Annotated in this window: 20 protein-coding genes and 1 pseudogene; 16 read left to right on the top strand and 5 right to left on the bottom strand. The window is 62.4% G+C overall.

Annotated features, from left to right (window positions below; genetic code table 11):
* The 3 genes and pseudogenes from HX898_RS31505 to HX898_RS31495 form a co-directional block, all read left to right on the top strand.
* A pseudogene (locus HX898_RS31505) lies at positions 1-772 on the top strand (ribonuclease E/G); the annotation flags it as partial.
* A gap of 144 nt (positions 773-916) precedes the next feature.
* Entirely contained in the window at positions 917-1126 is a 210-nt protein-coding gene (locus tag HX898_RS31500; protein ID WP_003547469.1) for a type II toxin-antitoxin system VapB family antitoxin, read from the top strand.
* Positions 1123-1512 carry a PIN domain nuclease gene (locus HX898_RS31495; RefSeq protein ID WP_138387537.1) on the top strand — a complete coding sequence of 130 codons (390 nt, stop codon included), beginning with the start codon at positions 1123-1125 and terminating at the stop codon, positions 1510-1512. The genes HX898_RS31500 and HX898_RS31495 overlap by 4 nt, the downstream gene beginning before the upstream one ends.
* Positions 1513-1702: 190 nt before the next feature.
* Here HX898_RS31495 and HX898_RS31490 read toward each other — a convergent pair whose 3' ends face one another.
* A complete protein-coding gene (locus tag HX898_RS31490; protein ID WP_028741374.1) occupies positions 1703-3361 on the bottom strand; it encodes an acyl-CoA dehydrogenase family protein in 1659 nt (552 codons plus the stop codon).
* Positions 3362-3540: 179 nt separating this feature from the next.
* On the opposite strand from HX898_RS31490, the gene HX898_RS31485 reads away from it, so the two are divergent.
* The 9 genes from HX898_RS31485 to rpmG all read left to right on the top strand — a co-directional run bounded on the left by HX898_RS31485 (position 3541) and on the right by rpmG (position 15177).
* Positions 3541-4497, top strand: a complete 957-nt coding sequence (locus tag HX898_RS31485) for an aspartate carbamoyltransferase catalytic subunit (protein ID WP_007626148.1) — start codon at positions 3541-3543, stop codon at positions 4495-4497.
* Positions 4494-5783, top strand: a complete 1290-nt coding sequence (locus tag HX898_RS31480; protein ID WP_138328231.1) for a dihydroorotase — start codon at positions 4494-4496, stop codon at positions 5781-5783. The genes HX898_RS31485 and HX898_RS31480 overlap by 4 nt, the downstream gene beginning before the upstream one ends.
* A 78-nt stretch (positions 5784-5861) precedes the next feature.
* Positions 5862-6482 (top strand): glycerol-3-phosphate 1-O-acyltransferase PlsY, encoded by a 621-nt coding sequence (gene plsY / locus HX898_RS31475; protein WP_072638785.1) that lies wholly within the window; start codon positions 5862-5864, stop codon positions 6480-6482.
* Positions 6482-7624 carry a DNA-processing protein DprA gene (gene dprA, locus HX898_RS31470; RefSeq protein WP_138328232.1) on the top strand — a complete coding sequence of 381 codons (1143 nt, stop codon included), beginning with the start codon at positions 6482-6484 and terminating at the stop codon, positions 7622-7624. Before plsY ends, dprA begins: the two co-directional genes overlap by 1 nt.
* A 249-nt stretch (positions 7625-7873) precedes the next feature.
* The gene (gene topA, locus HX898_RS31465) at positions 7874-10528 is read left to right on the top strand and encodes a type I DNA topoisomerase (RefSeq protein ID WP_180196702.1); all 2655 of its coding nucleotides are present in this window, start codon (positions 7874-7876) and stop codon (positions 10526-10528) included.
* Between the two features lies 1 nt (position 10529).
* On the top strand, positions 10530-12902 hold the full coding sequence (gene rnr, locus HX898_RS31460) for a ribonuclease R (protein ID WP_180196701.1): 2373 nt from the start codon (positions 10530-10532) through the stop codon (positions 12900-12902).
* 123 nt (positions 12903-13025) lie between these two features.
* A complete protein-coding gene (locus tag HX898_RS31455) occupies positions 13026-13478 on the top strand; it encodes a DUF983 domain-containing protein (protein ID WP_138328235.1) in 453 nt (150 codons plus the stop codon).
* A 254-nt stretch (positions 13479-13732) separates the two neighbouring features.
* Positions 13733-14917: an MFS transporter gene (locus HX898_RS31450; protein WP_029872828.1), complete on the top strand. Its 1185-nt coding sequence runs from the start codon at positions 13733-13735 to the stop codon at positions 14915-14917.
* Between the two features lie 92 nt (positions 14918-15009).
* The gene (gene rpmG / locus HX898_RS31445) at positions 15010-15177 is read left to right on the top strand and encodes a 50S ribosomal protein L33 (protein WP_003547442.1); all 168 of its coding nucleotides are present in this window, start codon (positions 15010-15012) and stop codon (positions 15175-15177) included.
* Between the two features lie 749 nt (positions 15178-15926).
* On the opposite strand, the gene HX898_RS31440 is transcribed toward rpmG, so the two are convergent.
* Positions 15927-17300, bottom strand: coding sequence for a PleD family two-component system response regulator (locus tag HX898_RS31440; protein WP_180196700.1), 1374 nt, complete (start codon positions 17298-17300; stop codon positions 15927-15929).
* An 18-nt stretch (positions 17301-17318) separates the two neighbouring features.
* Positions 17319-17690, bottom strand: a complete 372-nt coding sequence (locus HX898_RS31435) for a response regulator (RefSeq protein WP_003547430.1) — start codon at positions 17688-17690, stop codon at positions 17319-17321.
* 132 nt (positions 17691-17822) lie between these two features.
* Here HX898_RS31435 and HX898_RS31430 point away from each other — a divergent pair, with 132 nt between their 5' ends.
* On the top strand, positions 17823-18131 hold the full coding sequence (locus HX898_RS31430) for a DUF3572 domain-containing protein (protein ID WP_003558471.1): 309 nt from the start codon (positions 17823-17825) through the stop codon (positions 18129-18131).
* Positions 18132-18133: 2 nt separating this feature from the next.
* Positions 18134-18808, top strand: a complete 675-nt coding sequence (locus HX898_RS31425; protein ID WP_138328238.1) for a hypothetical protein — start codon at positions 18134-18136, stop codon at positions 18806-18808.
* On the opposite strand, the gene HX898_RS31420 is transcribed toward HX898_RS31425, so the two are convergent.
* On the bottom strand, positions 18783-19370 hold the full coding sequence (locus tag HX898_RS31420) for a GNAT family N-acetyltransferase (protein ID WP_138328239.1): 588 nt from the start codon (positions 19368-19370) through the stop codon (positions 18783-18785). The two genes, HX898_RS31425 and HX898_RS31420, sit on opposite strands and share 26 nt — an antisense overlap.
* A gap of 76 nt (positions 19371-19446) precedes the next feature.
* Between HX898_RS31420 and HX898_RS31415 the strand changes: the two genes are divergently transcribed.
* Both HX898_RS31415 and HX898_RS31410 read left to right on the top strand, forming a co-directional pair.
* Positions 19447-20736 carry a DNA polymerase IV gene (locus HX898_RS31415; RefSeq protein ID WP_180196705.1) on the top strand — a complete coding sequence of 430 codons (1290 nt, stop codon included), beginning with the start codon at positions 19447-19449 and terminating at the stop codon, positions 20734-20736.
* 92 nt (positions 20737-20828) lie between these two features.
* Positions 20829-22082 carry a L,D-transpeptidase family protein gene (locus HX898_RS31410; protein WP_180196699.1) on the top strand — a complete coding sequence of 418 codons (1254 nt, stop codon included), beginning with the start codon at positions 20829-20831 and terminating at the stop codon, positions 22080-22082.
* On the opposite strand, the gene dnaE is transcribed toward HX898_RS31410, so the two are convergent.
* A complete protein-coding gene (gene dnaE, locus HX898_RS31405) occupies positions 22083-25580 on the bottom strand; it encodes a DNA polymerase III subunit alpha (RefSeq protein WP_180196698.1) in 3498 nt (1165 codons plus the stop codon).
* Between the last annotated feature and the right edge of the window lie 107 nt (positions 25581-25687).

The raw sequence follows: 25687 nt of genomic DNA, 5'->3' as shown, positions 1-25687 counted from the left end.
CGTTTCCGGGCGGCCCGTTGCGGCCCGCGCGGAAAGCGAAGCCGACGGAAATCGCAAGCGCAAGCGCCGCAGGCGCCGCCGCGGCCGCAACGGCAATGCCGAACAGCCGGTATCGGCAGGCGAAGCCGGCGACGAGGATGAGGACGGCGACGACGAGGGCGGCGAAGGTGATGAAAACACCGAAGCCACGCCCGAGACACGCGCTGAAAGCGAGGAATCGCAGCGCCGCAAGCGCCGCCGTCGCGGCAAGCGTGGCGGCCGTCGCAATCGCGCCGAGGATGGTTCCGAACTGACGGCTGGCGAAGCCGGTGAAGACAATGGTGGCGACGAGGACGAAGGCGACGACGTTTCGAACGACGGCGCTCCGGGCGAAGCCGTAGCGGTCGAAGCGATTGCCGAACAGGCCGACGAAGGCCAGGCCGCGATGGCAGCCGTGGAGAGCGCGCCTGTCATAACCGAAGAGGTGAAGCCCGCCCGTGCCCGCGGCCGCCGCAAACCGGCTGCAGCGCCGGTCGAGGAACCGGTTGCAGCGCCGGTCGAGGAACCGGTTGCAGAGACGGCCCCTGCGGTCGAGCCCGAACCGGAATTGGTGGAAGCCTCCGCCGATCTCGAAACGGCCGTTCAGGAAGAAGCAAAGCCGGTTCGCGCCAACCGCGAATCCAACATCTCCTCCTCCGAGCCGACGGTGAAATCCACCCGCGTCGAGAATGGCGAAGGCGATGACGGCAAGCCCAAGAAAGCCGGCTGGTGGCAGCGCCGTGGCTTCTTCTGAACGCTGATTTTCGGACGTAAACACTGAAATCCGGCCGCGGCGACGTGGCCGGATTTTCGTTTATGACGAGGGCTCGTGGCCGAGCTTGAATAACGTGGCGCAGATGTGTATATTTTGCGATATTCATACACATGAGGCGCGATCGTGCGGACAAATATAGATATCGATGATGCCTTGCTCGACGCGGCAATGACCGCCACCGGACTGGCGACAAAAAAGGCCACCGTCGAACAAGCGTTGCAAAATCTTGTCGAGAGGCACCGCCGTGGCAATGCCATCGCAAACCTTGCAGGAATAGGTTGGGAAGGCGACCTGGACGTGATACGTCGCGACCGGCCCGACGATAAACGGTGATCGTCGTCGACAGTTCGGTCTGGATTGCGCATCTGCGTGGGATAGAAAGCGCCGCCAGATGGCGGCTGCAGAACATCGAGGATCCGCTGGATATTGTTGTCGGGGACCTGATCCTTTTGGAAGTGCTTCAGGGCGCGCGCAATGAACGCCATGCAACGGTGGTCGAAGAAAGCCTACGCCAGTTCACAGTCCGCCCGATGCTTGGCGACAGCCTCGCCGTCAAGGCGGCTCGTAACTATCGCCTGCTGCGAGAACGCGGCATCACGGTGCGCAAGACCATCGATGTGATCATCGGCACCTTCTGCATTGAGGAAGGCTATGCGCTCTTGCACGATGATCGCGACTTCGATCCGATGACCGAGCATCTCGGCCTCAGGATCGCCTGACTTCAGAGAGCCCGATCGGACAGATCGGTTGCTCCCCATGGAAAGTGAGGAACAGGTGCTCTCGCCATCCTACCATCCCGACAGATGAGCGGCATCAACGGCCGCCATCGAGGGTAACGAGACGGCGCAAAGCGCTTCTATATCGCTTGGTTCCACTCAGCGAAGCGCGATCATCATCCCTCGGCGGCGATCAGGCGGCCGGGGGATAGAGCAGGTCGACGATATAGCTGGCGTCGAAGCGGGAATCGAGCATGCCGTAGGTGGAGCGCCAGCCGCCGGCAAGACGCGTCTCGATGAAGGCATCGGCAATGCGCCCTGCCCCCAGGCGATAGAGCTCAGCGGCACCGGCGGCGAGCGCCAGCTGCTCGACGAGCAGGCGCGCGGCGCCCTCATCCTGTTCGCACAGCGCGATTGCGGCGCGCAGCACGTCGATCGTCTTCTTGCCGGCGGGGCCAAGATCGCGGGCAAGGCCGGCAAAGACCGTTTCGAACAGATCCTTGCCGCGGTTGAGCACGCGCAGCACGTCGAGCGCCATGACGTTGCCCGAGCCTTCCCAGATGGCGTTGACGGGAGCCTCGCGGTAATGGCGGGCGATCGGGCGCTCTTCGATGTAGCCGTTGCCGCCGATGCATTCCATCGCCTCGTAGATCAGCGCGGGCGCGATCTTGCAGCACCAGTATTTGGCGACCGGCGTCATGACGCGGGCATAGGCCGCCTCCTCGGCGTTGCCGCGCGCCTTGTCGAAGGCGTCGGCTAGACGGAAGGACAGTGCCGTCGCGGCGGCGACATCGAGTGCCATGTCGGCGAGCACGCGCGTCATGATCGGCTGGTTGACGAGCATCTTGCCGAAGACGCTGCGGCCGCGGGTGTGGTGCACGGCTTCGGCGAGCGAGGCGCGCATCATGCCTGACGAGGCCAGCGCGCAGTCGAGCCGGGTCAGCGTCACCATGTCGAGGATGGTGCGGATGCCGGCATCCGGCCCACCGAGCAGGAAACCGAACGTGTCTGTAAACTCGACCTCGGAAGAGGCGTTAGAGCGGTTGCCGACCTTGTCCTTCAGCCGCTGGAATTGCAGGCCGTTGGCGGAACCATCCTCCAGAAGGCGCGGCACGAGAAAGCAGCCCATGCCCTCCTTCGTCTGCGCCAGCATGATGAAGGCATCGCTCATCGGCGCCGACATGAACCACTTGTGCCCGGACAGCCGGTAGATGCCCTCGCTGACCTTTTCGGCAGCGCTCCTGTTGGCGCGCACATCCGTGCCGCCCTGCTTTTCCGTCATGCCCATGCCGATGGTCACGGCGGATTTCTGCATGGCGGGCTTGTTCGACGAATCATATTTGCGCGAGAGGATTTTCGGCGCCCAGTCCTTCTGGACCGCGGGCGAAGCCGAGAGCGCCGCAACGGAGGCGCTCGTCATCGTCAGCGGGCAGAGATGGCCGGATTCCAGCTGCGACGTCAGATAAAACCGCGCGGCACGAACCTTGTGGGCCTCGTCCTTGGCTTCCGTATCGGCCTGGGGATCCCAGACGGAGGAATGCAGGCCGACCGACATGGAGCGGCGCATGAGCGCATGCCAGGCGGGGTGAAACTCGACGACGTCGACGCGTTCACCACGCGGACCGTGGGTGCGCAGCTGCGGCGCGCCCTGGTTTGCCATGCGCGCCATCTCCTGCGCCTCCGGCGAGGTGACGTAGCGGCCCATGTTTTCCAGGTCTTCGCGGATGCCGCGCGGCAGGGCCGCCGTCAGGTCGACGATCAGCGGATCGGACCGATAGGCGTTGATGCCGGACCACAGGCTCGGCTGGTTGAGTTCTGCGAGTTTGTCGTCAGTCCGGTTGGCGGAGGTCATAATTCGCTTCTAGTGTAAGAGCCCGGCAAAGGGAAACCGGAAGTTATGATTCGGTTCATTCTGCTCTATCGGAATTCGGGCGAAAATGCATGGGGACATAAGCCTTTGCCCACAGCACATGCTTGCCCCGGCGGGCAGCACTCTTTATAGACCCGCCAGACACAGCAAGAGGCAGGGTCATGGTCTTTTTCCCCCACCGCCACCTCATCGGCATCAAGGGCCTCACCGAGCAGGATATCACCTATCTTCTCGACAAGGCGGACGAGGCCGTCAAGATCAGCCGCCAGAGAGAGAAGAAAACGTCGACGCTGCGCGGGCTGACGCAGATCAACCTCTTCTTCGAGGCATCAACCCGCACGCAGGCCTCCTTCGAGCTTGCCGGCAAGCGGCTCGGCGCCGACGTCATGAACATGTCGGTCGGCAACTCCTCTGTGAAGAAAGGCGAAACGCTGATCGATACGGCAATGACGCTGAATGCGATGCGCCCCGACGTGCTGGTGATCCGCCATTCGAGCGCCGGTGCGGCCGCCCTTCTTGCCCAGAAGGTCTCCTGCTCGGTCGTCAATGCCGGCGACGGGCAACACGAACATCCGACCCAGGCACTGCTCGACGCGCTGACGATCCGCCGCGCCAAGGGCAAGCTGTCGCGCATCATCGTGGCGATCTGCGGCGACGTGCTGCATTCGCGGGTGGCGCGCTCCAATATCCTGCTGCTCAACGCCATGGGCGCCCGCGTGCGTGTCGTTGCGCCCGCGACTCTCCTGCCTGCGGGCATCGCCGAGATGGGCGTCGAGGTCTTCCATTCGATGAAGGAAGGGCTGAAGGACGCCGACGTGGTGATGATGCTGCGGCTGCAGCGCGAGCGCATGTCCGGCGCCTTCGTGCCTTCAGTGCGCGAATACTATCACTTCTACGGGCTCGACGCCGAAACGCTGAAGGCGGCCAAGGAGGATGCGCTGGTCATGCATCCCGGCCCGATGAACCGCGGCGTCGAAATCGCTTCGGAAGTGGCGGACGGGCCGCAGAGCGTGATCGCCGAACAGGTGGAAATGGGGGTCGCGGTGCGCATGGCCGTCATGGAGACGCTGCTCGTCTCGCAGAACCAGGGTCCCCGAAGCGATGGAATGATGGCATGAGCAACCCGATCGTCCTCAAGAACGTCCGCATCATCGACCCGTCGCGCAATCTCGACGAGGTCGGGACGATCATTGCCGAAAACGGCGTGATTCTCGCCGCGGGCCACAAGGCGCAAAACCAGGGTGCACCTGATGGAGCCGTCATCCGCGACTGCACGGGCCTTGTCGCGACGCCCGGCCTTGTCGATGCGCGCGTCCATGTCGGCGAACCCGGCGGCGAGCACCGTGAGACGATCGCCTCGGCGAGCCGGGCGGCGGCGGCCGGCGGCGTCACCTCGATCATCATGATGCCGGACACCGATCCCATCATCGATGACATCGCGCTCGTCGAATTCGTCAAGAAGACGGCGCGGGATACGGCCGACGTCAACGTCTATCCAGCAGCCGCCATCACCAAGGGCCTTGCCGGCGAGGAGATGACGGAGATCGGCCTGTTGATGCAGGCGGGCGCCGTTGCCTTCACCGATGCCCATTCCAGCGTCCACGACACGCAGGTGCTGCGCCGGATCATGACCTATGCGCGCGAATTCGGCGCCGTCGTCTCCTGCGAGACGCGCGACAAATATCTCGGCGCCAACGGCGTCATGCATGAGGGGCTTTTTGCCAGCTGGCTCGGGCTCTCCGGCATTCCAAAGGAAGCCGAGCTCATCCCGCTCGAACGCGATCTCAGGATCGCGCAGCTGACGCGCGGCCGTTATCACGCCGCGATGATCTCTGTGCCGGAATCGGTCGAGGCGATCGAGCGTGCCCGCAGCCGCGGCGCCAAGGTGACCTGCGGCATCTCGATCAACAATCTGGCGCTCAACGAAAACGACATCGGCGAATACCGCACCTTCTTCAAGCTCTATCCGCCGCTGCGCCCGGAAGACGACCGGGTGGCGATGGCCGACGCCGTTGCGAGCGGTGCGATCGATATCATCGTCTCCTCGCACGACCCGCAGGATGTCGATACGAAGCGCCTGCCCTTCGGCGAGGCAGAGGATGGCGCGATCGGCCTCGAAACCATGCTGGCGGCAGCGCTCAGACTTCATCATGGCGGCCAGGTGAGCCTAATGCGCCTGATCGACGCTATGTCGACCCGCCCCGCTCAGATTTTCGGCCTGAATGCCGGCACGCTGAAGCCGGGCGCTGCGGCCGATATCGCGCTGATCGATCTCGATGAGCCTTGGCTTGTCGCCAAAGACATGCTTCTCTCCCGCTCGAAGAATACGCCGTTCGAGGATGCGCGCTTCAGTGGGCGGGCGGTCGCGACATACGTCTCGGGAAAGCTTGTCCACGCAATTTAGAACCGACACGATCGCCGTCCATCCCGCAACGGGAGAAGGCTGACTCGAGGATAGGCCACGGAGAGGCTGAGGGGACATATGTTATCCAATCTCATGTCATGGCAGATCACGCTGCCGATCGCGCTTGCCGCCGCCGTTATCGGTTATCTCTTCGGCTCGATCCCGTTCGGCCTGATCCTCACGCGCGCCGCCGGCCTCGGCGACGTGCGCAGCATCGGCTCCGGCAATATCGGCGCGACCAATGTGCTGAGAACAGGAAACCGGACGCTCGCCGCGGCGACGCTGCTGCTCGATGCGCTGAAGGCATCGGCCGCGGCCTGGGTCGTCGGCTATTTCCTCGGTGAGGAGGCCGCGATCATCGCCGGCTTCTTCGCCTTTATCGGCCATCTTTTCCCGGTCTGGATCGGCTTCAAGGGCGGCAAAGGTGTCGCCACCTATATCGGCACCCTGCTCGGCGTCGCGCCGATCATGGTCGTGCTCTTCGCCGCCGTCTGGCTGGCGGTCGCCTTCACCACCCGCTACTCCTCGCTTTCGGCGCTGGTTGCCATGCTTGTCATTCCAGTTGCCCTGTGGATATTGGGCAATGAAAAGGTTGCGGCTGTCATGGCGATCATGACCCTCATCTCCTACTGGAAGCACAAGGCGAATATTTCGCGCCTGATGGGCGGGACGGAAAGCAAGATCGGGGCAAAGGGATAATGGATACGCTGAGCGCCGGACCAAAAGGCGTCGTGCTGACCGAACGGCAAAGAATTGCCTGGCTGCGTCTCATCCGTTCCGACAATATCGGCCCTGCCACCTTTCGTGACCTCATCAATCATTTCGGTTCGGCCGAGGCAGCACTTGCCGCACTGCCGGAGCTTTCGGCGCGCGGCGGCGCCACGCGGGCAATCCGCATCGCCAGCGAGGCCGAAGCGCATCGGGAGCTGGAGGCGGCGCGTCGCTTCGGCGCCCGCTTCGTCGGCATCGGTGAACCGGACTATCCGCAAGCGCTCAAGCAGATCGACGGCGCGCCGCCGCTTCTGGCCGTCAAGGGCGCGCTGGCCGCTGCCAAACGACCGGCCGTCGGTATCGTCGGCTCGCGCAACGCCTCGATCGCAGGCGCGAAATTCGCAGCGATGGTGGCGCGTGACTGCGGCCGGGCGGGTTACACCGTGGTCTCCGGCCTGGCACGCGGCATAGACACCGCTGCCCACCGGGCAAGCCTTGACACGGGCACGATCGCAGCACTCGCCGGCGGTCTCGACCAGCCCTACCCGCCGGAGAATATCGGCCTGCTCGAAGAGATAACCGGTGGCAATGGCCTGGCGGTGAGCGAGATGCCCTTCGGCTGGGAACCCCGCGCCCGCGACTTCCCACGCCGAAACCGGCTGATCGCCGGCATCGGACTCGGCCTCGTCGTCATTGAAGCGGCGACGCGTTCGGGCTCGCTGATCACGGCGCGGCTTGCCGGCGAGTTCGGCCGCCTGGTGTTTGCCGTGCCCGGCTCGCCGCTCGATCCGCGCTGCCATGGCACCAACGGCCTGCTGAAGGACGGCGCTTCGATCGTCACCGCACCCGACGATGTCATCGAGGCCCTGGCGCCGCTTGCGCAATTCGAGCTGTTCCCGTCATCGATGGCGGAGGATCCGGCGCCTGACGGCAAGGCAATGTCGGTGCCACCCGGCGATTCCGATCGAAACAGCATCATCGATGCACTTGGGCCGACGCCGGTCGAGGTCGACGACGTCATCCGCCATACCGGCCTGTCGGCATCCGCGGTCTATCTCATCCTTCTGGAACTCGATATATCAGGCAGGCTGCACCGGCATCAGGGTGGCCTCGTCTCGCTTTCCGATTGAACCTGGGTACACATGAGGCGGCGGCTTTGCTAATTGCCGAAACCCTGAGTCGACGACCTTCTGCAACCAATCTGGAATTGTATTTTCCAAGAACTCTCCCTTCGGCTGCAGCAGACGCAAGAGGTAAAATTGTAGCAAACCCCTTGACCGCGGCGATTTCCCTGTCCATGTCGGAGGGCCGATATCCATGTTGCGGTGTGTGTCGCGCTGGCTTCAACGCTGGCGTCGTTTCCTTTTTAGAGAATCATCATGAATGTTGTAGTGGTGGAATCGCCTGCCAAGGCCAAGACGATCAATAAGTATCTGGGTCCGGGATACAAAGTGCTCGCCTCCTTCGGCCATGTGCGCGATCTGCCTGCCAAGGACGGCTCAGTTCTTCCTGATCAGGACTTCGAAATGCTTTGGGAGGTCGACAGCGCCTCCGCCAAGCGCATGAAGGACATTGCCGACGCGTTGAAATCCTCGGACGGCCTCATTCTCGCGACCGACCCGGATCGCGAAGGCGAAGCGATTTCCTGGCATGTTCTCGACATGCTGAACAAGAAGCGCGCGCTCACCGGCAAGTCGGTCAAGCGCGTCGTCTTCAACGCGATCACCAAAAAGGCAGTGCTCGACGCGATGGCTGCGCCACGCGATCTCGATGTGCCTCTGGTCGACGCTTATCTCGCTCGGCGCGCACTCGACTACCTCGTCGGCTTCAACCTTTCACCGGTTCTCTGGCGCAAGCTGCCCGGCGCGCGTTCGGCCGGCCGCGTCCAGTCGGTGGCACTGCGCCTCGTTTGCGACCGCGAATCCGAGATCGAGCGCTTCATCTCGGAAGAATACTGGAACATCTCGGCGCTGCTGAAGACGCCGCGCGGCGACGAGTTCGAGGCGAGGCTGGTTTCGGCGAACGGCAAACGGCTGCAGCCGCGCGCAATCGGCAACGGCGAAGATGCCGGCCGGCTGAAGGCATTGCTCGAAGGTGCGAGCTACGTCGTCGACTCAGTCGAGGCGAAGCCGGTCAAGCGTAATCCCGGACCGCCCTTCACGACCTCGACGCTGCAACAGGCCGCCTCCTCCAACCTCGGCTTCTCGGCCTCGCGCACCATGCAGGTTGCCCAGAAGCTCTATGAGGGCGTCGATATCGGCGGCGAGACGGTCGGTCTCATCACCTATATGCGAACCGACGGCGTGCAGATGGCGCCCGAGGCGATCGACGCGGCGCGCAGCGCCATCGTCGACCAGTTCGGCGAGCGCTATATGCCGGAAAAGCCGCGCTTCTACTCGACCAAGGCGAAGAACGCCCAGGAGGCGCACGAGGCGATCCGACCGACTGATTTCTATCGTTCGCCCGACCGTGTGCGCAAATTCCTCGATGCCGACCAGATCCGGCTCTACGAGCTGATCTGGAAACGCGGCATCGCCAGCCAAATGGCGTCGGCCGAGATCGAGCGCACGACGGCTGAAATCACCGCCGACAACAAGGGCGAGAAGGCCGGTCTGCGCGCCGTCGGTTCGGTCATCCGCTTCGATGGTTTCATCGCCGCCTATACCGACCAGAAGGAAGATGGCGAGCAGAGCGACGACGGCGACGAGGATGGCCGCCTGCCGGAGATCAATGCGCGCGAGGCGCTCGCCAAGCAGAGGATCAATTCGACGCAGCATTTCACCGAACCGCCGCCGCGCTATTCGGAAGCCTCGCTGATCAAGAAGATGGAAGAGCTCGGCATCGGCCGCCCCTCCACCTATGCCGCGACGCTCGCGACACTGCGCGACCGCGACTATGTGACGATCGACAAGCGCAAGCTGATCCCGCAGGCCAAGGGCCGGCTGGTGACCGCCTTCCTCGAGAGCTTCTTCACCAAATATGTCGAATACGACTTCACCGCCGATCTCGAAGAGAAGCTTGACCGGATTTCCGCCGGCGAGCTGAACTGGAAGCAGGTGCTGCGCGATTTCTGGAAGGATTTCTTCGCCCAGATCGAGGACACCAAGGAACTGCGCGTCACCAACGTGCTCGATTCGCTGAACGAGGCGCTGGCACCCCTCGTCTTCCCGAAACGGGAGGACGGTAGCGATCCGCGCATCTGTCAGGTCTGCGGCACCGGCAACCTGTCGCTGAAGCTCGGCAAATACGGCGCCTTCGTCGGCTGCTCGAACTATCCGGACTGCAACTACACCCGCCAGCTCTCTTCCGAAAACGGCGGAGAAGCGGACGGTGCGGCACTCAACGAGCCGAAGAACCTCGGCACCGATCCGACGACAGGCGAGGAGCTGACGCTGCGTTCCGGCCGCTTCGGCCCCTATATCCAGCGCGGCGACGGCAAGGAAGCCAAGCGCGCTTCGCTGCCGAAGGGCTGGAAGCCCGAGGACATCGATTATGAAAAGGCGATGGCGCTGATCTCGCTGCCGCGCGATATCGGCAAACATCCCGAATCGGGCAAGATGATCTCGTCCGGCATCGGCCGCTATGGGCCGTTCCTCCTGCATGACGGCTCCTATGCCAATCTGGAAACCGTCGAGGACGTTTTCTCGGTCGGCCTCAACCGCGCCGTGACTGTTATCGCCGAAAAGGCGAAACAGGCCCCGGGCCGGGGTGCGCGCGGCACGCCGGCAGCGCTGAAGACGCTCGGCGATCATCCTGATGGCGGCGCCATCACCGTTCGCGACGGCAAGTACGGCCCTTATGTCAATTGGGGCAAGGTCAACGCTACACTGCCGAAGGGCAAGGATCCCCAGGCGATCACCGTCGAGGAGGCGCTTGCGCTGATCGCCGAGAAGGCCGGCAAGGCCCCTGCGGGCAAGGCGGCCAAGGCGAAAGCCAAGCCGAAGGCGGCCGCCGCCGAAGCCAAGAGCACCAAGACGGCTGCCAAGCCGAAGACAACGAAGGCGAAAGCGCCCGCGAAATCGAAAAAGGGCTGACGTGAGCAGAATACCGCGCGAGAGAACGAACCCTGCGGGCAAGCGCCCGGGCAAGACCGGCCGCGCCGGCAAGGATGCTCCCGCCGTCGAGCCGCTGAACATCGTCCACGGCGCGCTGCCTTCGCGCGAGGTGATCCTGCGCTTCATCGCCGATCATCCGCAGAAAGCGTCCAAGCGTGAACTCGCCAAGGCTTTCGGCCTGAAGGGCGACAACCGCGTTGAGCTCAAGCACATGCTGCAGGAGCTCGAGCAGGAAGGCATGCTGCAGAAGAACCGCAAGTCGCTGATCCGGCCCGGTGCGCTGCCGCCTGTCACCGTCCTCGATATCACCACGCGCGACAAGGACGGCGATCTGATCGGCCGGCCGGCGGAATGGCCGGAGGACCAGGGCGTGGCACCCGCCGTCGCCATCCGCCAGCAATCGCCGGCAGGCCGCCAGGGCAAGGGCAAGGCGCCCGTCGCCGGGCTCGGCGACCGCATCCTGGCGAAGATCTTCCCGGCTGTCGATCGCGGCGGGCCGGCCTATACGGCGCGGATCATCAAGGTGATCGACAGGCGCCGCGGCGCCTCGATGGGCGTTTTCCGCACTGCACCCGGCGGCGGCGGCCGACTGCTGCCGATCGAACGGCGCGGCGAGGAGATGGTGATCGATCCCGACTTCACCGGCGGCGCCACGGACGGCGACCTGGTCGAAGTCGAAATCGCCCGTCTCGGCCGTTTCGGCCTGCCGCGCGCCAAGGTGCTTTCCGTCGTCGGTTCCGTCGGTTCGGAAAAGGCGATCTCGATGATCGCGATCCATGCGCACGGCATCCCGCATGTCTTCCCGCCGGCCGTTATCGCCGAGGCGGAGGCCGCAAAGGCTGCGACCATGTCGCATCGGGAGGATTGGCGCGACGTGCCGCTGATCACCATCGACCCGGCCGATGCCAAGGACCATGACGACGCCGTCTATGCCGAGCTCGACCCCTCGCCCGACAATCCCGGCGGCGTCATCGTCACTGTGGCGATTGCCGACGTCTCCTGGTATGTCCGCCCCAATTCACCGCTCGACCGCGAGGCGCTGAAGCGCGGCAACTCGGTCTATTTCCCGGATCGCGTCGTGCCGATGCTGCCGGAGCGCATCTCCAACGATCTCTGCTCGCTGAAGGAAGGCGTCGACCGCCCGGCGCTCGCCGTGCGCATGAGCTTTTCCGGGGAAGGCCGCAAGATCGGCCATACTTTCCATCGCATCATGATGAAGAGTGCCGCCAAGCTCTCCTACCAGCAGGCGCAGGCAGCCATCGACGGGAAACCGGACGATCAGACCGGACCGATGCTCGAGCCGATCCTGAAGCCGCTCTGGCACGCCTATGAGGTGATGAAGCGCGGGCGCGACCGGCGCCAGCCGCTGGAACTCGATATGCCGGAGCGCAAGATCCTGTTGAAGCCCGATGGCACGGTCGACCGGGTTGTCGTGCCGCCACGCCTCGATGCGCATAAGCTGATCGAAGAGATGATGATTCAGGCGAACGTCTGCGCCGCCGAGACCTTGGAAAAGAAGCGTCAGCCGCTGATCTACCGTATCCATGACGGCCCGACGCTTGCCAAGCAGGAGATCCTGCGCGAGTTCCTGGCCACGCTCGGCATCTCGCTTGCCAAGGGCGGCAACATGCGCGCCAACAACTTCAACGGCATTTTGGCGAAGGCGGACGGCACGCCGCATCAGACCATGGTGAGCGAGATGGTGCTGCGTTCGCAGAGCCAGGCGATCTACGGCCCGGAGAATATCGGCCATTTCGGCCTCAACCTGATGAAATACGCCCACTTCACCTCGCCGATCCGCCGCTATGCCGACCTCATCGTCCATCGAGCCCTTGTCGGCTCGCTCGGCTTCGGCGAAGGCGGCATCACGCCCGAAGAAGAGGCGGCACTCGACGATATCGCCGCCGAAATCTCGACCTTCGAGCGCCGGGCTATGGCAGCCGAGCGAGAGACCGTTGACCGGCTGATCGCGCATCACCTCAGCGGCCGTGTCGGTGAGGAATTTGCCGGGCGGGTCTCGGGCGTGACAAAATCGGGACTTTTTGTTTCCCTGCCGGACTATGGCGCCGACGGTTTCGTCCCTATATCTACGCTCGGCAGCGATTATTTCATCTATGACGAGGCGCATCAGGCACTCTCGGGTGAACGAACAGGGCTCGGCTATCGCCTGGGCGATAGCGTCACCGTGAAACTTGCCGAAGCGATCCCGCTTGCCGGTGCACTGCGTTTCGAGATGATTAGCGAGGGCCGAGAAATGCCGGCTGCGGTGCGTTCCTTCCACAAGGCGGGGCGCCGCGACAGGGGCCAGGTTCGTAAGAAGCCCGGAACGAGGCCGCCGCGCGGACGGCACTAAAGCGCGTCGCAATCTTTCAGATTGGCTCCCCCGCGCTGTAGGTCCTTGTTTTTACGCGTGTCGTTATCGCGAAACCGCTGCACAGTTTGCGCGACATGTTTTAGATCCGAAGAGGAACATGCGATGAGCACACCGACCGATCCGGCCGTCCGCTACGGCGATACGCCCGAGGTCGAGCGTCCGCTTGGGCGCTCCATCATGCGCGGGCTGATGAACCGCTGCCCGGCCTGCGGCAACGGCAAGCTCTTTCGTGCCTTCCTGAAGCCGGCCGATCATTGCGCGGCCTGCGGCGAGGCGATGCATCACCAACGCGCCGACGACCTGCCGCCCTATATCGTCATCCTGGTCCTCGGCCACGTCGTGGTCGGCGGCTATATGCTGACCGACCTAACTTTCGTGCTGCCGGTCTGGGTGCATCTCGCCATCTGGGCGCCGATCACCGTCATCACCGCGCTTGCCTCGATCCAGCCGATCAAGGGCGGGGTCATCGGCCTGCAATGGGCGCTGCGCATGCACGGCTTCGGTGGCGAGAGTGACGGTCCGGACGATTATGACATCCCCGGCCGGCCGAATTAGCGCCTTCACCTTCCAGACATATTTAACGTGTAGTGCCAGCCCTCCACCGACCACCACCCAAATGCGGGAGCCAACGATCCTCAAGACCTGACATGGTTAGCATTTCTTGCCCGAACGGGCTTTACATTCCGCAGATGGTCACTCACATCGGAAATACTGCGAAGCGGCATCCGTCACCTGGATTTGGCACGTCCGTGTCTATCTATCTGACGGGATCGGTCGATTCGTTCGCGCACCTCTCTAAGGATGGATAAATGTCTCAGCCGAGAACCGGCACACCGGGCGATGTCGAAGAAATCCATTGGCCTTCTCTGGTGGCAGCCATCTCGTCCATCTCAGCCGTTGGCATAGCAATCGGCCTCGGTCTGCCCCTCCTCAGCATCATCCTCGAAAAACGCGGTATCTCGTCCACCCTGATCGGGCTCAACACGGCGATGGCCGGGGTCGCGGCGATGGCCGCCGCACCAATCACCACCAAGCTCGCCCATAAATACGGCGTTGCGCCGACGATGATCTGGGCTGTGCTGATTTCGGCGCTGAGCGCGCTTGGTTTCTATTACGCCCAGGATTTCTGGATGTGGTTTCCGCTGCGTTTCGCCTTCCACGGCGCGACGACGACGCTGTTCATCCTCTCCGAATTCTGGATCAACGCCGCTTCGCCGCCTTCCAAGCGCGGCTTCGTGCTCGGCATCTACGCGACGGTGCTTTCCCTTGGCTTCGCGGCCGGACCGCTGCTGTTTTCGATCCTCGGCAGTGACGGCATCTTCCCCTTCCTGATCGGCGCCGGCGCCATCCTGCTTGCCGCCATCCCGATCTACATCGCCCGCGACGAAAGCCCGGTGCTCGAGGAAAAACCGGAGCTGCATTTCATGCGCTACGTTTTCCTGGTGCCGACGGCGACAGCGGCGGTCTTCATCTTCGGCGCGGTCGAAGCGGGCGGGCTGTCGCTTTTCCCGATCTTTGCCGTGCGCGCCCATTTCACCGAATCGCAGGCCGCACTGCTGCTCACCATGATGGGCGTCGGCAACGTCATCTTTCAGATCCCGCTCGGCCTGCTTTCCGACCGCATCGCCGACAAGCGGCCGCTTCTGGCCGGCATGGCGCTGATGGGCTTCATCGGCTCGATGATGTTGCCGCTGTTGCTCGACAACTGGCTGCTGATGGCCGGGCTCCTGCTTTTCTGGGGCGGCTGCGTCTCAGGCCTCTATACGGTCGGCCTCAGCCATCTCGGCTCGCGGCTGACGGGCTCCGATCTTGCTGCGGCCAATGCTGCCTTTGTCTTCTGTTATGCGATGGGAACCGTGGCCGGGCCGCAGGCGATCGGCGCAGCGATCGATGTCGCTGGAAATAACGGTTTTGCCTGGGCGATTGCGGCTTTCTTCGGTCTTTACGCCCTACTTTCCGGCATCAGACTGATGTTCATTCGAAAACGGGCTTGACTTTTCGGGCGGGATTCGTAGTTTCGCGCCAGGATTTGCCGTGGAGCCCATCCGGCTTCCACGGCTTTCATTTTCTTAGAGGCAGGACGACCATGGCCAAGGCTACAACAATCAAGATCAAGCTGCTGTCGACGGCTGACACCGGTTTCTTCTACGTCACCACGAAGAACAGCCGCACGATGACGGACAAGATGACGAAGACGAAGTACGACCCGGTTGCGAAGAAGCATGTCGAGTTCAAGGAAACCAAGATCAAGTAATCACTTGGCCTGACGGATTTCAAAAAAGCGCGCGCCTTCGGGTTGCGCGTTTTTTATTGCCCGGATTAATCGTCTTTAAAAAATGATAGCGCAAACAGACAAAACGCCGCCCTTCCATCTTCGGGAAGTGGCGGCGTTTTCGTGAAAGGGGGTCGGCCAGCATGCAAAACGGCACGAGGAACCGCTATAACTTGCCTACTAGCCGACCGACCCCACGACCCAGGAGATGCGGCGGACCTGAGCATCATGGGGTATCGACAACTCCTCAACGGGAGCGCTTCTCTTATGAGCGATAATTTGCGCAAAAATGAAAGAAAATCAACAAATTCTTAATGATGAATTTTCTCATCTTGATTCTATGGTTAAAAGTCCAGATTTGGGACATACAAAGATTTGTCGCCTCTGCTTTGGATCGAAGCGTAGCGCCTGCTCTTTCCAAGAAATTCGACAATATAACTTAATAACTTACGCCACCCTTCCCCTTACGTGAGGTGACGCCGCCGCAATCTATTTGACCCCGTCGGCGATAGGCATTTTTTATAGTCTTCATTTCATATTGAGCTACGGCCTGCCGCTCTCAAGACTATCGCGCGGCAACACATCCGCGGCAACGCGGCGAGTCCAATTTTGGGCTATTGGGCTGCAATTTTTTCGCCCCGTAGTGCACAGGCGGAGATTAAAAATCGGTAACAATTCGCTTACCGCAGTGGAAAACCCGCAAATGGCGCCTAATGGCGGAAAATGATTCGTCACGCGGCCGCGGCGACCACGCGGTTGCGGCCGGTATTCTTTGCCTCGTAAAGGGCCAGATCCGCCTGTTTCATCAGTTGGTCCGGGGTCAGCACCGACGTAATGCGCGAGGCGATGCCGAAGGAAGCAGTGACGTTCAGTGCTTCCCCGGCGTGTTTCAGCATGAAGGGAGCGTTTTCGATCGCCGCACGAAGGCGCTCGGCGACGGCGGCGGCAATTTCCGGCGAGGTGTCGGGCATCACGACGACGAATTCTTCACCACCGTAGCGGCAGGCGAGATCGGCGCCGCGGATGGTCGAACGGACGCGATTTGAAAATTCCCGCAGCACTTCGTCGCCGCCATCATGGCCGTAGGTGTCGTTCACGTGCTTGAAGCGGTCGATATCGGTGATCAGCACCGAAAGCGGCCTGCCCCGCGCCATCGAACGGTTGAAGAGCACGTTCAGGTGGTTGTCGAGATAGCGCCGGTTATAAAGGCCGGTCAGCGCATCGGTCACGGCAAGCTCGATCGTCTGCTTGACGCTGGCGCGCAGCCGGTCGTTGTAACGCTTACGGCGGATCTGCGTCAGGCTGCGGGCAACCAGTTCGTTGGGATCGACCGGGCGGATGATGTAGTCGTTGACGCCGAGATCCAGCGCGCGCACGACCATTTCGTCAGCGCCCTGCTCGGTGATAATCAGGATCGGCAGAAAGCGGGTGCGCTCCAGCGAACGCAGCTGCGAGCAGAGGCGAAGCGGATCGTAATCGTCGAAGTTGGCGTTAACGATGACGAGATCGAACGCGCTTTCGGCCGCCTCGAAGAGGGCGGCCTGCGGATCGGAAAGGGCAAGCACGTCGGCGACGGGCTTCAGCGCCTTGATGATGCGCTCCTGCGAATTGGCGCGGCCGTCGACGAGCAACACTTGTGCGGTTTCGTCGGCGCGGCCCTCGCCTGCCCGTGTGAGGTCGTCAACGCCCATCGTATGGGCGGTGTCGGCGCGGATGCGCAGCTCATCGCTCAACGTCTTCAGCCGCAGCAGGCTCTTCACCCGGGAGATCAGTTGCAGATCGTTGACCGGCTTGGTGAGAAAATCGTCAGCGCCGGCCTTCAGGCCGCGCACGCGATCGGTCGGCTGGTCGAGCGCGGTGACCATGACGACTGGAATATGGGCGGTCTTCTGGCTGGCCTTCAGCCGCTCGCAGACCTCGAAACCGTCTATGCCGGGCATCATGATGTCGAGCAGGATGAGATCGACCTGGTTGCGCTCGCAGATCGCCAGTGCCGTGTAGCCGTCGGCTGCGGTCATCACGTCGAAATACTCCGCAAGCAGCCGCGCTTCGAGCAGCTTCACGTTGGCCGGAATATCGTCAACCACCAGTATTCGCGCAGTCATCAGCGTCTTTCCGATGCGTCAGGCATCGCCCAGATAGGTCTTGATCGTCTCGATGAATTTCGGAACCGAGATCGGCTTGGAAACATAGGCCTCGCAGCCGCCCTGGCGGATCCGCTCCTCGTCGCCCTTCATCGCGAAAGCCGTAACGGCGATGACGGGAATCACGTGCAACTCGTCGTCTTCCTTCAGCCATTTCGTGACTTCGAGGCCGGAGACTTCGGGAAGCTGAATATCCATCAGGATGAGGTCGGGGCGATGCTTGCGCGCCAGATCGAGCGCCTCCATACCGTTTCTGGTCTGGATCGTCGTATAACCGGACGCCTCGATGAGGTCGCGAAAGAGCTTCATGTTGAGCTCGTTATCTTCTACAATCATCACCTGTTTGGGCATGACAAGCTGTCCCTACGTCCGTTCGCGCAGCGGTTCGTCCCATGAGAAAGGCACATGCGGACAAATAGCTCGTGAAACCGATAGCGCACGCTACCGGTATTTGGTTGAAGAAAAGGTAACTTACCCAGCGAAATGCAAAGCAACTTCAAGACTTCGAAACAACAGGCCGCCGACCCGCACGAGACAGCGATCGCCGTGCTCGGCTGGCTTGCCGACGATCCCGACATGTTCGGCCGCTTCCTCGCGTTGACGGGTGTGGCGCCCGGCCAGGTGCGCAACGCCGTAAACGATCCGGGATTCCTTGCCGGCTTGATGGATTTTCTGATGAACCACGAACCGACGGCCATGGCCTTCTGCGCGGCGAGCGGCATAAGCCCGGAGACGGTGACCGCCGCCTGGCGGCATTTCTCGTCACCGGGCCTCGATTCCGGAGAATACTGACCGTGACCTCCGGGGAATTCGACATCTCGCATATCCGCCTCGGCGAACGGCCGTTGATCGTCTGCGACGTCGACGACGTCGTGCTGCAGTTCATCGGTCCCTTCCAGCTTTTCCTTCAGAGCCAGGGCCACGCGTTTCTGCCGCGATCGTTCCGGCTTCACGGCAACATCGTCTCGCAAGCGGACGGCGTGGAGATCGAGGATCAAGAGGTCAGCCGGCTGATCGAGGAATTCTTCGAGGCCCAAGAGCTGTGGCAGACGCCGCTCGACCGCGTGGTCGAAACGCTCGACCGACTTTCGGAAGAGGCCGATGTGCTTTTCCTGACAGCCATGCAGCCGCGGTTCCAGGACCAGCGCCGACGCCTGCTGGACAGGATGGGCCTCGTCTTTCCGCTGCTTGCCACCGAACAACCCAAGGGGCCGATCGTTCACGCATTGCATGCCAGCCGCTCCCTTCCCGTCGTCTTCATTGATGATATGGCGCGCAATCTGCATTCCGTTAGGGATCACGTCGCCGATTGCCTGCTGATTCACCTGATGCCGAACTCGCCCGTCCATCGTTTCGCACCGGCGGTTGCCGACGAGATCACCCGCGCCACCGACTGGACGCATGCGGCCGAGCTGATCGAGGCGCATTTTCTTTCCGGCACCTTCACGCACGCAGTTCCAGCCGCATGAGCGGCCGGCCGTCCTTGCGCCGTGCTATCGTCTCGAAACCGGCGGCATCGAAGATCGCCGTCGAGCCGATGCAGAGCGTCACGGATTTCGACTGCTTCACATGATCGATCGGACAGGCTTCGAGCAGCCGCGCTCCCTGGCGCCGCGCATGGTCGATCGCGCCGGCGAGCAGACGGTGGCTCATTCCCTTGCCGCGCAGTTTGGGCAGCAGGAAGAAGCAACTGACGGCCCAGATGGATGGATCATGCGCATCGCTCTCCTCCAGCGGCCGCGAGACGGTGCGCGGCGAATTGAACTGCGACACGTCGTGGCGCGGCCCGACCTGCACCCAGGCGACCGGCGCGCCGTCGGCATAACAGAGGATGCCAGGCGGCGGACCCGCCTTGATCCGCTCCCGCATATGCGCCTTGCGCTCGTTGGCCGCCATCTTGGTCCTCACCGCATGTGGCAGGCGCAACGCGACGCACCAGCAGTTATAGAAGCCACCCTGTGGCCCGAACACGATTTCGAAGTCATCCCAGCGTTCTGGCGTTACCGGCTCGAAACGAAGATCGTTATCCAAAGGCAAAGCTTCCACCCTATCTTGTGACTCGGAAGCTTAAGGCGTAACCTCACAATGTTCAATCTTTGTTCCCATGATGACGCCCACGCCTGACAAGACACCCGGCTTCTGTCGCGCCTGCCTTGCCGAGCAGAAGGGCGAGGCGCGCCGTTGCGTTTCCTGCGGCAGCCCGCGCCTCGTGCGCCATCGCGAACTCTACGCGCTGACGCTCGCCCATATCGACTGCGACGCCTTCTACGCAGCCGTCGAGAAACGCGACAATCCCGAGCTTGCCGACAAGCCTGTCATTATCGGCGGCGGCAAACGCGGCGTCGTCTCCACCGCCTGCTATATCGCCCGTATCCATGGCGTGCGGTCGGCCATGCCGATGTTCAAGGCGCTGGAGGCATGCCCTCAAGCGATCGTCATCCGCCCCGACATGGAGAAATATGTCCGGGTCGGACGGCAGGTGCGCGCCATGATGCAGGATCTGACGCCGCTGGTGCAGCCGCTGTCGATCGACGAGGCCTTCCTGGAGCTCGGCGGCACCGAGAGGCTGCATCACGATCCGCCGGCGCGCACGCTCGCCAAATTCGCCCGTCGCATCGAAAGGGAGATCGGCATCACCGTTTCGGTCGGGCTTTCCTATTGCAAATTTCTCGCCAAGGTCGCCTCCGATCTGCAGAAGCCGCGCGGCTTTTCGGTCATCGGCCGCGAGGAAGCGGTCGAATTCCTGGCACCGCGTCCCGTCACCACGATCTGGGGCGTCGGCAAGGCCTTTGCGGCGACGCTGGAGGCGGACGGTATCCGCACCATCAGCCAGTTGCAGCAGATGGAAGAAAACGACCTGATGCGCCGCTACGGCAGCATCGGCCAGCGGCTCGCACGGCTGTCGCGCGGCATCGACGACCGCGAAGTGCATCTCAATGATGCGGCCAAAAGCGTTTCGTCCGAGACGACCTTCTTCGACGACATCTCGCGTTACGACGATCTGGTGCCGATCCTGCGCAACCTCTCCGAAAAGGTCTCCTGGCGGCTGAAGAAAAACGGCATTGCCGGCCAGACCGTCGTCCTGAAGATGAAGACCGCCGATTTCAAATCGCGCACCCGCAACCGCAAGCTCGAAGACCCGACCCAGCTTGCCGACAGGATCTTCCGCACCGGGCTCGAGCTTCTCGAAAAGGAAACGGACGGCACGAAATTCCGCTTGCTTGGCATCGGCGTCACCGATCTCGGCGATGCCGGTCGCGCCGATCCGCCCGATCTCATTGACCAGCAATCAGGGCGGCGAGCGGCTGCCGAAGCGGCGATGGACAAGCTGCGCGACAAGTTCGGCAAGAAGACGGTCGAGACCGGCTACACCTTCGGCAGCAAGCGCGATCACTAAGGCGTGAAACCTGCGGGTGATCCAGCCTATAAAATCTTCGTTAAACTTCGTCCCATAATGTGCCGGGCAAGTATTGCGTATGGTTGGGTATCATGTTCTCGCGTCTCGTCTTCGGCCTCGGCTTGCTGTCGGCCACCGCACTCGTGCACCCCGCTCTTGCCGCGGATGCGCGCACACTGCAGATCATCGTCTCGAAGGACAAGCAGTCGCTTGCGGTCTATGATGGCACCGAGGTCGTCGCGACCTCGAAGGTCTCGACCGGCAAGGACGGCCACACGACGCCGAGCGGCATCTTTTCTGTGCTGGAAAAGCAGAAATACCACGAATCCAATCTCTATTCCAACGCCCCGATGCCGTTCATGCAAAGGCTGACATGGTCAGGCATCGCGCTCCATGAATCGAATTCGGTGCCGCGTTATCCGGCCTCGCATGGCTGCGTGCGTATGCCCGGCGCCTTCGCAAAAATGCTCTATGGGATGACCGACCGCGGTGTCCCCGTCATTATCAGCGACGGTGAACTGGCGCCGCAGCCGATCGAGCATCCGACGCTTTTCCATCCGGATGCACCGGCGATGCCGCTGCTTTCGGATGTCGAACTGCGGCCCTCCATGCCCGACAGCCCCGAGAAGCCTGTGCAGGTGGCGATGAACGACACGGCTGCGATGCCGATGCCGGCAGCGCTGCCGATTGCAGCGCCCGAACCCGAGCCGCCATCTGAGCCGATCAGCATGCTCGTTACGCGCCGGACGCTGCGCGAGACGGTGATCGACATCCAGACCCTCCTTAACCAGCTCGGCTTTTCCGCTGGCAATCCGGACGGGTTCCTCGGTCCGTCGACCGTGCAGGCGATCAAGGCTTTCAGGACATTGCGGCCGGCGGAATTCGCCGCCGACAGGAGCCTGGTCTCCGACACATTCCTCAGGGAAGTCTATGCCGCGGCCGGCAAGGGCGAGCCGCCGAACGGCGTCATCATGGTGCGGCAGGCCTTCAAGCCCCTCTTCGAAGCGCCGGTGACGATCGCCGATCCGGGACTGGCGCTTGGCACGCATTTCTTCACGTTGCATGCCGTCGATGCAAAGGCCGGCACAGCGGACTGGCTCGGTATCACGCTCGAGAACAATCTTTCCCGCGAGACGATGAAGCGGCTTGGCATCACCAATCAGGAAAGCTCGATCATCACAGGCAAGCCGATCGCCCGTTCGCTCAGCCGGATTACCATCCCCGATGAGACCCGCCGCAAGATCGACGCCCTCATCGCGCCGGGCTCGACGCTGACGATCTCCGATACCGGCCTCGGCCGGGAGACCGGCGAAGGCACGGATTTCATCACAATCACCCGCGGGTGATCAGACAAGCTCGACGTCGACGACGCCCGGGGCGGCGCGAAGGGCGGCGGCAATCTCCGGCGTGATGCGGTATTTCTCCGACAGCGCCACTTCCACTTCGCGTTTGCCATCCTCCTTGATGACGATGAAGGAAACCAGGCCGTCGCCCTTGGCGTTCAAATGGCCGGCAACCATCCTCAGCGGTCCTGAATCGCGGACATAGACGCGCAGCGCCTTCTGCATCTGCAGCGACTTTTCCTCCAACGACTGGATCGTCTGGATGCGCAGGCCGATGCCCTCCGGCCGCTCCTCGCCCGTCGCGGTCAGCACGAAAGATTTTCCCGATTCGAGCACATCGCGATACTGGTTCAGCATTTCCGAAAACAGCACGGCTTCGAACTGGCCTGAAGAATCCGAAAAGACGATGATGCCCATCTTGTTGCCGGTGCGGGTCTTGCGCTCCTGCTTCGAGATGACCGTACCGGCAAGCCGCGCATTGGCCGCGCCCTGTTTGATGGCGGCGGAAAACTCGGCAAAGGTCTGCACCCGCATCTTCTGCAGGATGTTGTTGTAGGAATCGAGCGGGTGAGCTGTCAGATAAAAGCCCAGCACCTGGAATTCCTTGAGCAGCCGCTCGGAGGGGAGCCAGGGCGAGAACGGCGGAAGGGAGATCTTCTCAGGCCCCGACGTCAGCGTGCTGCCGAAAATGTCCGACTGGCCGCTCAGCTTGTTCTCCTGGGCACGCTGGGCATAACCGAGAACACGGTCGAGGCCGGCTGCCAGCTGGGCGCGGTCCATGTCGAAACAATCGAAGGCGCCGGCATAGATCAGGCTTTCGAGCACGCGACGATTGACCTGACGCGGATCGATGCGCAGGCAGAAATCCTCAATGCTGGCAAAGGGCTTGTCGCCGCGCACCTCGACGATATGGTCGACGGCGGATTCGCCGACACCCTTGAGGGCGGCGAGCGCGTAATAGATGCGGTTGTCGCCGGTCTCGAAATGGCGGAAGGAGCTCTGCACCGAGGGTGCGATCACCTCGATGCCGAGGCGCTTGGCATCCTGACGGAAATCATTGACCTTTTCCGTGTTGGACATGTCGAGCGTCATCGAAGCGGCGAGGAATTCGACCGGGTAATGCGCCTTCATGTAGGCCGTCTGGTAGGAGACGATGGCATAGGCGGCGGCATGCGACTTGTTGAAGCCGTAATTGGCGAACTTCGCCAGCAGTTCGAAGATGTTGTCGGCCTGCGGTTTCGATACGCCGTTCTTGACCGCGCCAACGACGAAGCGTTCGCGCTGCTGGTCCATCTCGGCCTTGATCTTCTTACCCATGGCGCGGCGCAGAAGGTCGGCTTCGCCCAGCGAATAACCTGATAGTACCTGGGCGATCTGCATCACCTGTTCCTGATAGACGATGACGCCTTGCGTTTCCTTGAGCAGGTGGTCGATCATCGGATGGATCGACTCCAGCTCTTCGTCGCCGTGCTTGCGGGCATTGTAGGTCGGGATATTCTCCATCGGGCCTGGACGATAGAGCGCCACCAGCGCGATGATGTCCTCGATGCAGTCCGGCTTCATGCCGATCAGCGCCTTGCGCATGCCGGCACTTTCCACCTGGAACACGCCGACCGTCTCGCCGCGCGACAGCATCTCGTAGGTCTTCTTGTCGTCGAGAGGAATGGCCGCGAGATCGACCTTGATACCGAGCTTAGCGACGAAATCGACCGCAACCTTCAGCACGGTCAGCGTCTTCAGGCCGAGGAAGTCGAATTTGACCAAGCCCGCCTGCTCGACCCATTTCATGTTGAACTGGGTAACCGGCATATCGGAGCGCGGATCGCGATACATCGGCACCAGCTTGGAAAGCGGCCGGTCGCCGATGACGATACCGGCGGCATGGGTCGAGGCGTGGCGGTAAAGCCCCTCGATCTTCTGGGCGATATCGAGCAGGCGCGCGACAACCGGTTCCTTTGCCGCCTCCTCCTGCAGCTTCGGCTCCTCCTCGATCGCCTTGGACAGCGGCGTCGGATTGGCGGGATTATTCGGCACGAGTTTGCAGATCTTGTCGACCTGGCCATAGGGCATCTCAAGCACGCGGCCGACATCGCGAAGGGCGGCGCGTGCCTGCAGCGAACCGAAGGTGATGATCTGCGCCACCTGCTCGCGGCCATATTTGGCCTGGACATAGCGGATCACCTCTTCGCGGCGGTCCTGGCAGAAGTCGATGTCGAAGTCGGGCATCGAGACGCGTTCGGGATTGAGGAAGCGCTCGAAGAGCAGCGAAAAACGCAAGGGATCGACGTCGGTGATCGTCAAGGCATAGGCGACCAGCGAACCGGCGCCCGAACCACGGCCGGGACCGACCGGAATGTCATGCTGCTTGGCCCATTTGATGAAGTCGGCAACGATCAGGAAGTAGCCGGGGAAACGCATGCGCTCGATGACGCTGAGCTCGAAATCCAGCCGTTCGCGATAATCCTTTTCCTCGTAACCCGGCGACATGCCGAGCGTTGCAAGCCGCATGTCCAGCCCTTCGACCGCCTGGCGGCGCAGCTCGCTCGCCTCGGCGCGTTCGGCCTCCTCGGCATCGTCGGTCGCACCGGTGAAGCGTGGCAGGATCGGCTTTCGCGTCTTCAGCACGAAGGAGCAGCGCGTGGCGATCTCGATCGTATTTTCCAGCGCTTCCGGCAGGTCGGCGAAGAGCTTGACCATCTCGGCCCGGCTCTTCAGATAGTGATCCGGCGTCAGGCGAAAGCGGCTGTCGTCGGAGACGATGGCGTTGTGCGCGACCGCCATCAGCGCATCATGGGCGTCGTAATCGTCGCGTGTCGGAAAGAAAGCCTCATTGGTCGCAACCAGCGGTAGGTCGTGGGCATAGGCGAGCCCGATAATCTTCTGTTCGTGCCGCTTGTCGTAGGTGCCGTGCCGCTGCAGCTCGACATAAAGCCTGTCGCCGAAGAGACGCTTCAGCGTGAGCAGCCGGACTTCCGCCTGAGCGGGATGGCCTTCCTTGATCGCCACGTCGACCGGCCCGGTCAAGGCGCCGCTCAATGCGATCAGCCCTTCCGTGCCCGCCTCCTCCAGCCAGGAGGCGCTGATATGAACGGCCTGGTTGCTCTCGCCGCCGAGATAGGCCCGACTGACGAGATCGACCAGCCTTTCATAACCGGCATCCGTCGCGGCGAGAAGAACGATCGACGGCAGCTTGACCAGGGCCTGCTGGCCGCCGCGCTTTTCCGTTTCCAACCCGTCTTCCATGTCGATCGAGACCTGGCAGCCGATGATCGGCTGCAGACCGTCTTCCATCGCCTTCTGGGAGAATTCGAGGGCGACGAACAGATTGTTGGTGTCGGTAATCGCAATCGCCGGCTGACTGTCGCCGGTCGCCTTGTAGAGGATCTTCTTCAGTGGCAGGGCGCCCTCGAGAAGCGAATAGGCGGAATGGACCCTCAGGTGGATGAAGCCTGGCGTGCCGCCGGTCGCCTCACCCGTTGAACCCTTTGCCGTATCCGCCATGACATGCCTTCCCAATCACCCGAATGAATCGGACGCATTGTCGGCATAGAGGGCGATGATGTCCAGAAGAAGTCCCGCGCCCGGACCGCATGATTGCCATGCGGTCC

The organism is Rhizobium sp. WYCCWR 11128 (assembly GCF_013416305.1).
GTDB lineage: Bacteria > Pseudomonadota > Alphaproteobacteria > Rhizobiales > Rhizobiaceae > Rhizobium > Rhizobium indicum.
This window is presented reverse-complemented; position numbering and strand designations above follow the sequence as displayed.